Origin of the sequence: Micromonospora sp. WMMD1128 (genome assembly GCF_027497235.1) — a bacterium.
Classification (GTDB): domain Bacteria; phylum Actinomycetota; class Actinomycetes; order Mycobacteriales; family Micromonosporaceae; genus Micromonospora.
On record NZ_CP114902.1, the window covers coordinates 5,305,187 to 5,319,088 of the forward strand.

The following is a 13,902-nucleotide window of genomic DNA, read 5'->3' on the forward strand; positions in this document are numbered from 1 at the left end:
TCTCGGAGTCGTGCCTGTACGGGAGCATAGGAGATGTGTGAACGGTAGCCTTCGGGATGCTTCTACGGTAGCGTTACGCCATGCTGTCATATCAGCTACGGGCCGTCGATCAAGAGCTGGATGAGCTGCTCGGCGGTTTGCCTGCCATCAGTCTCGAGGGGCCGAAGGGCGTCGGGAAGACCGCGACGGCCCAGCGTCGCGCCGCCACCGTCTTCGCCATGGACGACGCGACACAGCGGGAACTGCTCACCGCCGATCCGCAGCGCCTCGACCGAGCCCTGGCGCCGGTCCTCATCGACGAGTGGCAGCGCGAACCGGCGGTCTGGGACTTTGTGCGGCGCAGCGTCGACCGTAACCCCGCACCGGCCCGGTTCCTGTTGACCGGCAGCGCCACCCCGACCTCCGCGCCGACACATTCCGGAGCCGGGCGCATCGTCCAGCTCCGGATGCGACCGATGAGCCTTGCCGAGCGGGCCCTGGTCGAGCCGACGGTCAGCCTTCGGGAGTTGCTTACCGGACGGCGGCTGGCCGTGAGCGGGGGCACTGCGCTGAGCCTGGTCGACTACGCCGAGGAGATCGCGCGATCCGGATTCCCCGCCATCCGTCAACTGCCACCACGCGCTCGCAGGGCACAGCTCGACGGCTACCTGAACCGTATCGTCGAACGAGACTTCCCCGAGCAAGGCCATCTGGTACGCCGCCCCGGCACCCTGCGCGGGTGGCTGGCCGCGTACGCCGCCGCGACGGCAACCACCAGTTCCTACAACGCCATCCTGGACGCGGCCACCCCGGGCGAGACCAACAAGCCCGCCAAGACGACAACGACCGTGTACCGCGACGTGCTGTCGCAACTGTGGCTGCTCGATCCCGTGCCCGGTTGGCTGCCCAGCCGCAGCGCCTTCAGCAGACTCGGCGCCGCACCGAAACACCACCTCGCCGACCCGGCCCTCGCCGCCCGACTCCTCGGTGTGGACGTACCCGCCCTGCTCGACGATTCAGCGCCGGACACGCCCGTCCGCCGGCCCGGTCCCCTGCTGGGCGCCTTGTTCGAGTCGCTGGTGACGCTGAGCGTGCGGGTCTACGCGCAGGCAGCTGAAGCCACGGTTCATCACCTACGCACCTGGGACAGCCGGCATGAGGTGGACCTCATCATCCAGCGCGCGGATCAACGAATCGTGGCGCTCGAGGTCAAGCTGTCTCCGTCGGTGAGCGACGACGACGTCCGTCACCTCACCTGGCTGCGTGGACAACTCGGCGACGATCTACTCGATGCGGCGGTCATCACCACCGGGCCTGAGGCGTACCGCCGCGCTGACGGAATCGCGGTGATCCCGCTCTGCTTGCTCGAACCCTGACAACCGGCGCGAAGTGCAGTGTCGGGCGCTGGGTGACCACGGCCGTGACCACGAGATCACAAGAAACAGGCACCAGTCACTGACTGATGCCTGTCACCTGCATAAACGCGAGGTGGAGCCGAGGGGACTCGAACCCCTGACCCCCACACTGCCAGTGAACCAGCCGGGCTGCCGGAGGGCGCCGGACAGTGCCAGCCCGTGCCAGGGATGCAGGTCAGGGGCCAGGCAATCGGCCGGGCCATGCCAACCGATACCGGGTCTTCCCGAACCGTCCGTGAGACGGTTGTGAGATATCACGACGCTCCACTTTGGGAGAGGCGTTGGAGTTCAAGACCAGCGCCTCTCCCTCCACCGGTGATGCAGATCACGGATTGCCCTCTAGATCATCGACACCGTGGGGTTTCTTCCTTGGGTCACTGTCGCTGCTGGTAGCACTCATGAGCCAAGCCCCGGCGTAAATCATGACAAGTCGCGAGTCAGTAGCTGTTCGCTCACCCAGTCCTGCGGTGCGGTGAGTTCGTCGCAGGCCAGCATGTCGAGAAACTGCTCCTGTCCGGTTCTCTCCGCCTCCTCGTCCTGCGGCGACCACCCGAACGGGTTGTCGTTCAGCATGAATATCGCGTGCTTCGCGTGGAGTTGGTCGTCGGTGAGGAGCAGCCGGGGGCGGTCCGGAAGCTCACGTGCGAACCGTTGGAGTTCGGGGCAGTCGCGGGCCGGCTGGGTGACCGCGACGATGTCGTACGGTGCCCGAAGTGCTTCCGACAAGGCGTCCAGCGATTCAGCCATATGCTGGTCTGCTCCCGCGATACGGCGCTTCACCTCGACGGGTACGAGGCTCCCGTCGGCGAACAGTAGGACGACATCGGCTTCCCCGATGTTCCTGTCGCCGTCGAAAAAGTTGACCCCGGGATGCGCTCCGACGAGGCCGTGTCGCTCGAAGAGCTGATCCAGCCACCGCAAGGCGAGGAGGTGTCCCAGGCTGTCCGTTTCCAGGACGCGCCGCAGGGCTTCTCCGATGCGGTAGGTGAACTTGAGGAGTTCCGGCTCGTAGGGCTGCACAATCGAGCGTCCACAGCCGGGGCAGGCTACCGGTGGTGGGACCGAGGCCATCGGCAGCCAGGACTTGGCCTTGCACTCAGGGCAGCCCACCGTTGCCCCACGAACGAGCAGATGGTGCCGCTCTGCCCACGCAACCCAGTTGACGGTCGCTTGCCTCCTGCGGAACACCTTGAGGAATTCGCTGAACGGCAGGGCGCGTCCCTCACCCGGAGGAGCGACCGCCGGGTCATCGCGCCCCAGGCGTACGGCGGCTGCCTCGATCTCCTCTTCGGCAACGCCCAGTGCTCGAAGTTCTCGATGCGCGCGCGTCCAGCGGTCCTTCCACCAGGCCATGCCGCTGCGCTCGGCGAGCTTGTACAGCAACTCGATCAGCGGGCGGTGCGTCAGGTATCGAATGCCCTCCACGCTTCCGATCGCGCGGATCAATGTTTCTGCCGCCACCCCTGGCTCGGACGGCTCGACGCGAAGCCCCCGGCTCTGCGCGACTGCGGCAAGGCTGGTCCACGTGGAGGGCCAGCGAACCGCCGCCGTTTCCAAGCGCTCAACCGATGGCACGTCGACTTGCGCGGACCCCGCCTGGAACCGTGGGCCGAACTCGGCACCGCGCATCGTAGGGTCGGAGGGAAGCAGGTGACGGCGGACTCTCACGTCGACAACCAGCTCGGGCGGGCGCCAGAAATTGCGAAAAGGTCGCAGGAACTCACGGTCCGCGTCGGAGAGGACCGCGATCTGTGTCTGTCCCTCCGACCATTGCGCGATGTCGTTACGGGACCTTCCCGGCGGAGGTCCGAAGGTCAGAATGTCCTCGTAGGCGACCACGCGCATACCGGCGGCGGCTGCCACGTCGGCAAATTGACCGGGAGCAACCGACGCGCTCGTCATGTAGCACCGCCCACCACCGAGCCCGAATGCGCTTACCCGCCCCGGCTCTCGCAGCTCTCGCAACGCCTGCTCGTTGACCGCTGCCAAGGGCAGCCCGATGGGCAACACTCGACGGTCGCCGTGCGCGGCGCGCAGGTTCCACAGCAACGCAAGATCCTCGACCGAACCGGGGCTCACCACGACGATGATGTTCGGGCCGGCGGCGCGACGCAGGACGTGAGGCTCTGGTAGCGGGCTCGCCCCTCTGCCCATGTAACCCGTGTCGAGTACCGACCCCGCGGCTAAGCCGATCTTGCTCACCATTCGTGGCGACATCGGCTCCTGGGCTTCAAGCCGCTGCAAAAGGTCGTCAAGCGAGCCCACAGCCGGCTGACGTTCGACCGGCATGACCTGCTCAAACCGTACGTCCACGCGCGTCATAGGTCGATCCATGAGGGTGGGGTCGGGCACCTCCGGCAGGACACCGAGAGTGGCGGCGTAGATCAACTCCCAGGGATCGCCGACCTCCAACACGGGCACGTGAACGGGACGCCACTGATCGCGAGGCGTGGCGTCGGCGATCACCATGACCGGGAAGTCCCACGGCCTGCTCTTCCTGACCCGGTACGGAAGCTCGGCGTCCACCTCCTGGAGGCCGCCCACCTGGTCAACCTGCTCGACCTCCAGAAGGTGGACGTACGGAGACGGCACCTTACCGCCGACGATAGGCAGTATCGGTTGACCACCACCTCCCCACGTCTGACAAAGCCAGCTAATCTCCTCCCGGAGTCGATCGGGCTGCCCGGCTTCAACAGGCCGCGCAGCGCGCTCCGGCCGCAGTCTCATTGTGATCTCGTGCGTACCGGAGAGGAGATCACTGTCAAGCAGTCCACGCATAGGCATCGAATCGTAGCCACAGCGCACAAGGTCCAGTCCAACACCCGGCCAGACCGCCGTTGCCGGAACCAAGGTGAGAGGCACCTGGCGCCGTTCACGGGTGGGACTGCCGGCTGGCCAAACCGACGAAGCCGGATGACTACATCACCACCCTGCACACCTACGCCGTGGCGCTTGACGGGTTATTCGGGCGTTCTGGACTGGCTGCTGCTGCACGCAGATCACCCGCGACTACGGCACACTGCCGGACAGCTTTGAACTCATGATCCACATCGGGGTGATCGACAACTTCAGCACGACCAAATCCGTGATCTGTTGGAGAGCGAGCGGACCGTCGAGCGATTCGCCGCGATCGAGCACAAGCGGTGGGCGCACAGCCAGCAGCGCTACGGACAACGGCCAGCGCGAGCGCGAGACGACATTCCTGGTCATCCCGCCGGGCTGGCAGCGCGCTGAGAGGCCCAGATCGAGACGCTGTGCGCGAGCCGTCCGAGCAGGGGAAGGACAGCGACCGCGAGCAGGTGCGCACTCGACGCGCTGACTCGATGAGGCGCCGTCTCACGACCCACCCGCGTCCAAGCCCGACGGCAAGCCCTCAACGGACCCGTTCCCGTGTGCGGCAGGATGAGCGTACGCCTGTGGGCGATTCAGGCCGAGATCACCGGCCACCGGGGGCAGATCTCGCACGTCCAGCGCGGCTACGACGCACGGACCACCGAAGGAGATGCGGTGAACGACGAGACCATGGAGAAGCCTGCCGGCGACAGTGATGAGAGCGAGAAGCGCATCGAGCTCACTCCGGAGCAGACGGAAGCCCTTCGCAGTTCCATGGCGAGCATCCAGCAGTCGCTGAACTCCCAGTTCAAGCTGCCGGCGTTCACTCTCCCCGAGTCAGCGTTCAAGAACATCATCGCGATCTCCGGCATCGTCCAAGCCCAGCGTGCCTTGGTGGCCGACGCGATCAAGCCGATGCTCGACGCGCAGGCGGCGTGGAAGAAGGAGATCTCGGGCAGCATCGCCAGCGACGTATTCAAAACCACCGTACTAGCCCAGTCGAACCTCGGCAGGATCGCCGAGCAGCTCACCAAGAACCTCGACCTGGGCGGTATCGCGGATTCGCTGACGGCCGTGTCCAGGATCACCTCGACGTTCGCCGAGCAGCAGTCCGCCCTGTTCAAGAACCTCGGGCCGGCGATCGCGGCCATGCGGGTCAGCTTCTACCCGCCGAACCTGCGCGCGATCGAAGGTCTGAAGTTCGCGGATGTGGAGGTGGTCGTCATGGTGGAGGGCATCCCGCTGTACGGCCTGCCGCGCACGGCCACCGCCGTCGCACTGATCCGGGCCGGCGGGGCGAGCGAGCGCCGGCGGATTCTCGGCGGTCGGTGGCGGACTATCTCGGCCGACTGCCGCACGGTCGTCCTGGGCTGCGCGTCGGGAGCGGTTGCCCCGTACGTCCCCTTCGCCGTGGCTGCGCTCGACGCCCTGGACGCCGGCCACACGGCAGCGGCACAGGCGCTTGCCGGCTCCCTCGTCGACGCCATCGTCACCGCGTACTTCGGGAAGGATCGCCACAGGTACACGCCCGACCGGAACGGCAAGCGCACGAAGGATGCCTACGACGAGTTCAACATTCGGCAGTTTGTCGCGTTCGCCCCCATGTGGCAGGCATACCAGCAGTTCTTCGTCGCCAACGGCGACAAGGTGCCTGCAACGTTCAGCCGCAACGCCACCGCGCACACGGTCAGCCCGCGCCAGTTCAACCGGCGCAACGCGGTTCAGGGCCTCATGCTCGCCTGCAGCCTGCTGTACCGCCTAGACGAGGAGGCCGCGTCGCTCGAGGCGGAAGCGTGACACGACGATCGCCGGCGACGGGCCCTCCCCCGTACTGTCGGATGCTGTCGGTAGCCTGAGAACCATTGCTCGTCTACGAGCATGACAGCAAGTCGAAGCAGAGGGTGACAGTGACCGCAGTCGAGCAGGTGTTCTTGGAGTGCGAGCGGGCCCGAGCTGACGGTGACTTGATCAAGCGGGTCTCGGCCAGTGACAAGGAGTACCACTTCCAGAACTGGGTACAGGCCCGCATCGAAGCCTGCACGCTGAACTACGACGAGCCGGGACGAAACACGTACCCGGACTTCCGACTGGTCGACCACCCGGAGGGCTACGAGGTCAAGGGCCTGGAGTTCCCGGGCCGTGAGGCCGACTACGACTCCAACTCGCAGGTGCCGACGGGCAAGCACAACGGCCGCGAGGTCTTCTACGTGTTCGGCCGCTACCCGAAGTCTGAACGCGGTGTCGATGAGTACCCGGTGGTCGACCTGGTGGTCTGCCACGGCAGCCTCCTTAACGCCGACCACGAGTACGTTCACAAGAACAAGTCGTTCCGCGGCTTCGGCTCCTACGGCGACATCCTCGTCCGCGACCGCAAGATGTACGTCGTGCCGACCCCCTTCGCTCTCGCCTCGGGCACCGCCGGGCTCGCCACGCTCATCCTCCCGGCCAACTACGCGATCCAGTCCGACCAGCTCGTCCACGTTGGCGACCTCGACCGCGTTGAGGTCGACGAGGTGCTCGTGTCCTACGAGTTCAACATGCAGACCAACGAGATGGTCACGCACAAGGAGCCGAACCCGAACGCCGGCACGGTCCATCGGTTCCGCGCCTACCGATCACGCGGCGCGGGTGACTCCAAGAAGGTCACGCTGAACGGATCCCGCTCGTGACCTCCGTCGTGCCAGCGCAGACCAGCTTGGAGTCGACGTTCCCGGCCGCGATGCTCAGCGCCGTCGGCACCAAAGAGTCCTGGCGCAAGGAGGTCCACCGCCCGGCCACCAGCACGCACAAGTGGTGGGCCAAGCGGCTGGGTACCGTCTTCCGAGGCATCCTCACCTCAGCCGCCACGCCCGAAGGCGATGACGCCGCGTCCGCGTACGGCTCGGCCGTCGACCTGGCGGGTGCCGTGGTGCTCGACCCGTTCTCGGGGTCGGGCGTGACGGGCGTCGAGGTGCTGAAGCTCGGTGGCCGCGCCGTCTGCTTCGACATCAACCCCGTCGCGACCCTGGTCCAGCGCCAGGCAATGCAGCCCTGGGACATGCAGGCTCTGACAACCGCGTATGCCGCAATCGAGGCGGCTTGCCGCGAGGAGATCGATCGCCTCCACCGGACCGAGGACGGCCGGACGGTCCTGTACTACTTCTGGGTCGCGACCGTCGAGTGCCCCGACTGCTCGGACCGCGTGCGCCTGTTCGACTCACCGGTCTTTTCCAAGAACGCCTACCCGAAGCGCGTCCCGAAGGCCCAGATCGTCTGTCCGGAGTGCCTGACGGTCCAGGAGAGCCGCTACGACTTCGAGACCGCCACCTGCCCGAACGGACACACGATCTCTCAGCGCGGGGCCGTCCGTGGCCAGGTGGCGACCTGCCGGCACGGCCACAGCTTCAAGACCCTGTCGGCGCTCAACGGCAGCCGGCCCGAGTACGAGATGTACGCGAAGATGGTCGCGAACCGGGACGGGTCGAAGGTCTACGAGGCCATTACTGACTGGGATCGTGACCTCTACGACGAGTGCGTGGAGTTGCTCGCCAGCTGGCCTGACACGGCTGTCCTCCCGCGAGGCGAACTCGCGCGCGGCAACAATACTGACCAGGCGCTGAAGTGGAACTTCCGCCAGTGGCGCGACTTCTTCAACGCCCGTCAGCTGGTCTCGCTCTCGATGATCGCGACTGCGATCCGTGACCTGTCGGGTCCGGCCGCTGAACGCGAGGCACTCTGCGCACTCTTTTCGGGCACCCTCGAGTTCAACAACCTGTTCACGTCTTTCAAGGGCGAGGGCACCGGCGCTGTCCGCCACATGTTCAGCCACCACATCCTCAAGCCGGAGCGGACGCCGCTCGAGGCCCATCCCTGGGGGACGGCCCAGTCGTCGGGGGCGTTCTCGACGCTCTACAAGAGCCGTCTGCAGCGTGCCCACGAGTACAAGGCGGAGCCGGCTGACCTCGTTGACGACGGCACCAATATCAACCGCGTCACTGGGCTCTCCGAGCCGTTGGCGGCGACGATCGCCGACTCCTGGGACTCGTTCTCGGCCACCACTGTCCAGGCCGCCTATGTCGCCACCAGGAACTCGGCGGACACGGACCTCCCGGAGGCGTCCGTCGATTTGGTCGTCACCGACCCGCCGTACATGGACAATGTCCACTACGCCGAGCTCGCCGACTTCTTCCACGCCTGGCTCCAAGCGATGCGGCCGTACGAGGGGTACGCCCAGACGCCCACGACCCGTCGGGCGGGTGAGGTCCAGCACGCGGACCCGGCCGAGTTCGGCAAGGCGATCGAGGCCGTCTGGGCGGAGTGCGCCCGGGTCCTGAAGCCTGGCGGACTGCTGGCCTTCACCTTCCACCAGGCCCGTATCAGCGGATGGGTCCAGGTGGTCGAGTCGCTGCGGCGGGCCGGCTTCGTGGTGACCGCCGTCCAGCCGGTCAAGGGCGAGATGACGACGAGCATCGTCAAGGCCGGCACGCGGGAGCCCTCGAACCTGGACAGCGTGATGGTCTGCCGTCGGGCCGTCGACGGCGCGACCAACCCGAACCGCTCGATCGAGGAAGCGCTCGCCACCGCGCAGAAGGAGCTGGCCGCTCTGCGGGACGCCGGCGTCGACGTCGGCGCGGGCGATGTCCGTTCGGTCGTGCGCGGATCCTTGCTGGCATATCTCGCATCCGTGGGCACACCCTTGGACGACGCCGTCACTACTCAGGTCGACGACCTAGCGACGGGAACCATCACCGCGCTGCTCCCCGCAGCCTGACCCCCGCGCGTCATCGACCTCCGTGTCGGAGCTGCGGCAGAGGATCGGTCCATGCCTCGATCGGCGTAGTTGGACGCAGAGTGACGCCGGCACGCTGGCGCTCAGCACGTTGCATCGTGCCGGTCAGCTCTGCGCCTGGCGACGGTTGGACGGGTGGATGCGCGCCGCGGCAATCTGCTCCAACTCCTTGAGCGACAGCAGGTAGTCCGGACGACCGAACCCCCGCTCGCGGCCGTCCATGATGCGACGAAACTCGGACAGCATCCGCAGGTACGTGTCGAGCACGCGCGAATGCGAGTTCCCGTTGTCGTTGCGCTCCAACTGGGGCTTGAGTTCCGTCCAACGGTCATCGCGCATCAGGAAGTCGACGTAGCTCGCCATGTGCCCTTCCAGCGCATCGTTGTGATCGAACCCCCGGAACTCGAGTTCGAACGCCAGCTCGTCGTTGACGGGCGTCCCCTCCTTCGAGAGATGGTCGATGCTGTAGGTGATGATGCGGAACATCTGGAGAATGTCCGACACCCGCCCGCAGTCCCGCTTCGACAGCTCCGTGTTGAAGCCTGCCACCTCGTACCAGTACTCGCCGGTAAAGCCAGCCTCAAGGATGCGCGCCCGCATCAGCTGGTAGGCGAGGTCACCGTCCACGTCGTTGGCGTCCTCCGGTAGCACGCGGCCGAGGATCCGGTGCAGAAGGGAGAGCACCTGCCGGTCCACGATCCGCATGCTTTCCGGTGCGGGCTCGTCGCCGTGCTTGCCCTCCCGCTCGTAAACGGGCACGACGGCCTCCATGAGCAGGTCGCGGACGAACTCGCTGAGGGTCACGCCCTCGTCGTCCGCCATCTCCTTGAGCTGATCACGGACTCGATCGTCCACTCGAATATTCAGCACAGCCATGCCAACCTCCCATCGTGTATGACGATACCGTAACACAGTCACACAGGGGCGCCTTCCTGGTGCCTTGGTTAGACGCAGCAGAAGACCCCGGCCACATCGGTAGCCAGGGTCCTCGACCCCCTACCAAGCCTCTCCGCGCTACTCGCGGCAACCGACTCCCGCGCGTCGTCGACTTCAGCTGTCAGAGGGCGTCGCCGAGCAGGACGCCGGCCAGCAACGGCCGAGGCCGGTCTCATCGCAGGAGGTCTCACGACTACCCAGGCCCGTTGCCACACCAGAACACATTCGATGTGGTGCGGCGCCCCGCCGACGGTCTCGGGCCCTGCGAACTTCGACGAGCCGGGCGGGCCAACAGGCTGACACAGCCACTACCACCAGGGAAAACACTCCGAAGAGAGCAGGGTTTGGGCTGCCCTGGCCATGCTCCGACCGTTGGAGCAGGCCCTCTCCAGGAGACCAACAGCCTCCACGTCGTGAGACGATGTGAGACGCAAAGCCAGCGACATTCACAAGCATCGCTTGAAAATGCCGCTGACCTGCGGTTTCGGGTGGAGCCGAGGGGACTCGAACCCCTGACCCCCACACTGCCAGTGTGGTGCGCTACCAGCTGCGCCACGGCCCCCTGCGGTCGGCCCGGTCGCCCGGGCACGGGAAGAACTATACACACGCCGCTCGGCATGGTCATCTGGCGGGGGTCCTCCGCGACGGGTCAGTTGAGCGCCACGTCCGGCGGGAAGTGGGCCACCGCCGCCATCATGCCGCCCTGCCGGCGCAGCACCATCGGCCAGAGATCATCCGGCCGGTCGACGAAGGCGTCGCCGGGGAGCGCGTCAAGCACGAACCAGGACCCTTCCTCGATCTCCCGCTCCAACTGCCCGGCACCCCAGCCGGAGTAGCCGGCGAACACCCGGATCCCACCGACGGCGTCCCGCAGCTTCTCCGGGTCGACCGAGAGGTCGATGGTGCCGACCGCGCCGGAGACTCGGTGGAAGCCCCGGACCGGTTTGACCGGGTGGCGCATCCGGGCCAGGCAGATGGCGGAGTCGGGCTGCACCGGGCCGCCCTCGAAGAGCACCGCGGGGTCGCGCGCCAGGTCGCTCCAGTCGCCGAGGACGTCGGCCACCGCGACCTCGGTGGCCCGGTTGAGGACCACGCCGAGGGCGCCGCCGGGCTCGTGCGCGACCAGAAGCACGACCGTACGGTCGAAGTTCGGGTCCTTAAGCACGGGGGTCGCGACCAGCAGCCGTCCGGTCATCGACTCCATGGCTCGGCCACCGATCGCCTGCCCCTCACCCTGCATGTCCGACACCCGTCAGCCGTGCGCCCGTGCGGGCCTGACGCCGTCGACCGTCCACGCTGTCAACGCCATGTCTCGCACCATAGCTTGCGTCCCGCCCGCTGGCTAAGGTCTGACCGGCGGGTGATCGCAACGGATCGAGGGAGGATCGGATGGCGACGGAGGCCGAACTGGCGGTGATCGGTGGGTCGGGTCTCTACGCCCTGCTCGACGGCGTGGAGCACGTGGTGGACACTCCGTACGGCGCGCCGTCGGATCCGATCACGGTCGCCGAGGTGGGCGGGCGACGGGTGGCGTTCCTGCCGCGACACGGCCGCGACCACAGGTATCCGCCGCACCGGATCCCCTACCGGGCCAACCTCTGGGCGTTGCGCGCCCTCGGCGTACGCCAGGTGCTGGCGCCGTGCGCGGTCGGCGGTCTCCGGCCGGAGTTGGGGCCGGGCACGTTCGTGGTGCCGGACCAGTTGATCGACCGCACCAGCGGGCGGGCGCAGACCTACTACGACCGGGGCGCGGTGCACGTGTCCTTCGCCGACCCGTACTGCCCGGCCGGGCGGCGGACGCTGCTGTCGGCGGCGGCCGGCCGGGGCGTGCCGGCGGTGGACGGCGGGACGGTGGTGGTGGTCGAGGGGCCGCGCTTCTCGACCCGGGCGGAGTCGCGCTGGTTCGCCTCGATCGGCGGCACGGTCGTCAACATGACCGGGCACCCGGAGGCGGTGCTCGCCCGCGAGTTGGCGCTCTGTTACACCTCGATCGCGCTCGTCACCGACCTGGACGCGGGTGTCGAGGCGGGCGAGGAGGTCACCCAGGAGGAGGTGTTCGGCGTCTTCGCCGAGAACACCGACCGGCTGCGCGGGCTGCTGCTCGACGCGGTCGCCGCGCTGCCCACCGAGCGGGACTGCCGCTGCGACGCCGCGTTGGACGGCATCACGCTGCCGTTCCCCCTGCCGTGAGCGAAGCGCCCGAAAAGTCCGCCTCGGCCCGCTAGATTCGGTGGGTCGGGGGCCGGCGCACCGAGCCGTCTCCGGCACCGCGGCCCGGGACGGAGGCAGCCGGCGATGGCGACGGTGCGCGAGGCCACCCACGACCTGCTGCGCGCGCTCGGGCTGACCACCGTCTTCGGCAACCCCGGCTCGACCGAGGAGCCGTTCCTCGCCGACTTCCCGAGCGACTTCCGCTACGTGCACGCGCTTCAGGAGGCGTCGGCGGTCGCCATGGCCGACGGCTACGCGCAGGGCACCGGCCGACCCGCACACGTCAACCTGCACACCGCGCCGGGCGTCGGCAACGGCATGGGCAACCTCGTCACCGCCTGGCACAACCGGACCCCGCTGATCGTCAGCGCCGGCCAGCAGACCCGCGAGATGCTGCTGATCGAGCCCCGCCTGGCCAGCCCCCGGGCGGTCGAGCTGCCCCAGCCGTACGTCAAGTGGGCCCACGAGCCGACCCGCGCGCAGGACATCCCGGCGGCCTTCATGCGGGCGTACGCCACGGCGGTGCAGCCGCCCGCCGGGCCGGTCTTCCTCTCCCTGCCGATGGACGACTGGGACCGCGTCGCCGGCCCGCCGCCGCAGGTGCGTACCGTCGCCACCCGGTTCGGGCCGGACCCGGACCGGCTGCGCGGCTTCGCCACCGCGCTCGCCGCTTCCCGCGCCCCGGCGCTGGTGCTCGGCGCTGCCGTGGACCGGGCCGGCGCATGGCCGGCGGCCGTCGCGCTGGCCGAGCGGTTGGCCGCACCGGTGTGGGCCGCCCCGGCGCCGGAGCGGGCCGTCTTCCCCGAGCGCCACCCGCTGTTCCGCGGCGTCCTGCCGTACGCGATCGGGCCGCTGTCGGAGGCGCTGCGCGGACACGACACCGTGCTCGTGGTCGGCGCGCCGGTGTTCCGCTACTACCCGCACGTGCCGGGCGACTTTCTACCCGAGGGCACCCGGCTGCTGCACGTCACCGACGACCCCGACGAGGCGGGCCGGGCGCCGGTCGGGGAGAGCCTGCTCGGTGACGCCGGGCTGACCATGGCCGCGCTGCGGGAGCTGCTGCCGCCGAGCGACCGACCCACGCCGCCGCCCCGCGAGCCTCCGCCGGAGCCGGAGCTGACGGACCCGCCCGGCGCGGACACGCTCTTCGGGGCGCTCGCCGCCGCCTGGCCGGCGGACGGGGTGCTGGTGCAGGAGTCACCGTCCAACCTGTCCGCGTTGCGCCGCCGGCTGCGGATCGACCGGCCGCGTTCGTACTTCACGATGGCCAGCGGCGGCCTGGGCTTCGGGTTGCCGGCGGCGGTGGGCCTGGCGCTCGCCGAGCGGGACACCGGGCGCGGTCGGCCGGTGGTCGCGGTGATCGGCGACGGCTCCTTCCACTACTCGGTGCAGGCGCTGTGGACCGCGGCGCGGCTGCGGTTGCCGCTGCCCGTCGTGGTCCCGGTGAACCAGCAGTACGCGATCCTCAAGGCGTTCGCCGAGCTGAAGCACACGCCGGGCGTGCCGGCGCTGGACCTGCCCGGGCTGGACGTGACCGCGGTGGCACGCGGCTACGGCTGCGCCGCCGAGGTGGTGTCACCGGACCGGCTGGGCGCGGCGCTCGCCGACGCGCTGGCCGCGGACCGGCCCACGGTGCTGGCGGCACCGATCAGCACCGAGGTCCCCCGGATCCTGTGACCCGGCCCGGGGCGGTCCAGCCGGATGCGGCTCAGCCGGGGCGGCCCGGCCCGGTCGGCTCAGCCGGGCAGCCCGGCCTGGTCG

The 13,902-nt window shown here is 68.4% G+C and carries 10 protein-coding genes and 1 tRNA gene; 6 read left to right on the top strand and 5 right to left on the bottom strand.

All coding sequences use genetic code 11. The annotated features are described in order from the left end of the window. The first annotated feature begins 80 nt into the window (after window positions 1-80). Window positions 81-1,355 carry a DUF4143 domain-containing protein gene (locus O7602_RS23655; RefSeq protein WP_281584810.1) on the top strand — a complete coding sequence of 425 codons (1,275 nt, stop codon included), beginning with the start codon at window positions 81-83 and terminating at the stop codon, window positions 1,353-1,355. Window positions 1,356-1,814: 459 nt separating this feature from the next. Here O7602_RS23655 and O7602_RS23660 read toward each other — a convergent pair whose 3' ends face one another. Together O7602_RS23660 and O7602_RS23665 are read right to left on the bottom strand one after the other, a co-directional pair. Then, window positions 1,815-3,986, bottom strand: a complete 2,172-nt coding sequence (locus tag O7602_RS23660) for a hypothetical protein (RefSeq protein WP_281584811.1) — start codon at window positions 3,984-3,986, stop codon at window positions 1,815-1,817. A 417-nt stretch (window positions 3,987-4,403) separates the two neighbouring features. After that, window positions 4,404-4,604, bottom strand: a complete 201-nt coding sequence (locus tag O7602_RS23665; RefSeq protein ID WP_281584812.1) for a hypothetical protein — start codon at window positions 4,602-4,604, stop codon at window positions 4,404-4,406. A 192-nt stretch (window positions 4,605-4,796) separates the two neighbouring features. Here O7602_RS23665 and O7602_RS23670 point away from each other — a divergent pair, with 192 nt between their 5' ends. The 3 genes from O7602_RS23670 to O7602_RS23680 all read left to right on the top strand — a co-directional run bounded on the left by O7602_RS23670 (window position 4,797) and on the right by O7602_RS23680 (window position 8,976). Continuing rightward, the gene (locus tag O7602_RS23670) at window positions 4,797-6,023 is read left to right on the top strand and encodes a hypothetical protein (protein WP_281584813.1); all 1,227 of its coding nucleotides are present in this window, start codon (window positions 4,797-4,799) and stop codon (window positions 6,021-6,023) included. Between the two features lie 65 nt (window positions 6,024-6,088). Beyond that, on the top strand, window positions 6,089-6,895 hold the full coding sequence (locus O7602_RS23675; protein WP_281584814.1) for a hypothetical protein: 807 nt from the start codon (window positions 6,089-6,091) through the stop codon (window positions 6,893-6,895). After that, the gene (locus O7602_RS23680; RefSeq protein ID WP_281584815.1) at window positions 6,892-8,976 is read left to right on the top strand and encodes a DNA methyltransferase; all 2,085 of its coding nucleotides are present in this window, start codon (window positions 6,892-6,894) and stop codon (window positions 8,974-8,976) included. The genes O7602_RS23675 and O7602_RS23680 overlap by 4 nt, the downstream gene beginning before the upstream one ends. A gap of 123 nt (window positions 8,977-9,099) precedes the next feature. On the opposite strand, the gene O7602_RS23685 is transcribed toward O7602_RS23680, so the two are convergent. The 3 genes from O7602_RS23685 to O7602_RS23695 all read right to left on the bottom strand — a co-directional run bounded on the left by O7602_RS23685 (window position 9,100) and on the right by O7602_RS23695 (window position 11,170). Further along, a complete protein-coding gene (locus O7602_RS23685) occupies window positions 9,100-9,870 on the bottom strand; it encodes a YfbU family protein (RefSeq protein ID WP_281584816.1) in 771 nt (256 codons plus the stop codon). Window positions 9,871-10,419: 549 nt separating this feature from the next. Continuing rightward, window positions 10,420-10,492, bottom strand: a tRNA-Ala gene (locus O7602_RS23690). Window positions 10,493-10,579: 87 nt separating this feature from the next. Then, the gene (locus tag O7602_RS23695; protein ID WP_281590486.1) at window positions 10,580-11,170 is read right to left on the bottom strand and encodes a YqgE/AlgH family protein; all 591 of its coding nucleotides are present in this window, start codon (window positions 11,168-11,170) and stop codon (window positions 10,580-10,582) included. Between the two features lie 149 nt (window positions 11,171-11,319). Between O7602_RS23695 and O7602_RS23700 the strand changes: the two genes are divergently transcribed. After that, a complete protein-coding gene (locus O7602_RS23700) occupies window positions 11,320-12,120 on the top strand; it encodes an S-methyl-5'-thioadenosine phosphorylase (RefSeq protein ID WP_281584817.1) in 801 nt (266 codons plus the stop codon). Window positions 12,121-12,225: 105 nt separating this feature from the next. After that, window positions 12,226-13,818 (top strand): benzoylformate decarboxylase, encoded by a 1,593-nt coding sequence (gene mdlC, locus O7602_RS23705; protein ID WP_281584818.1) that lies wholly within the window; start codon window positions 12,226-12,228, stop codon window positions 13,816-13,818. Window positions 13,819-13,902: the final 84 nt, after the last annotated feature.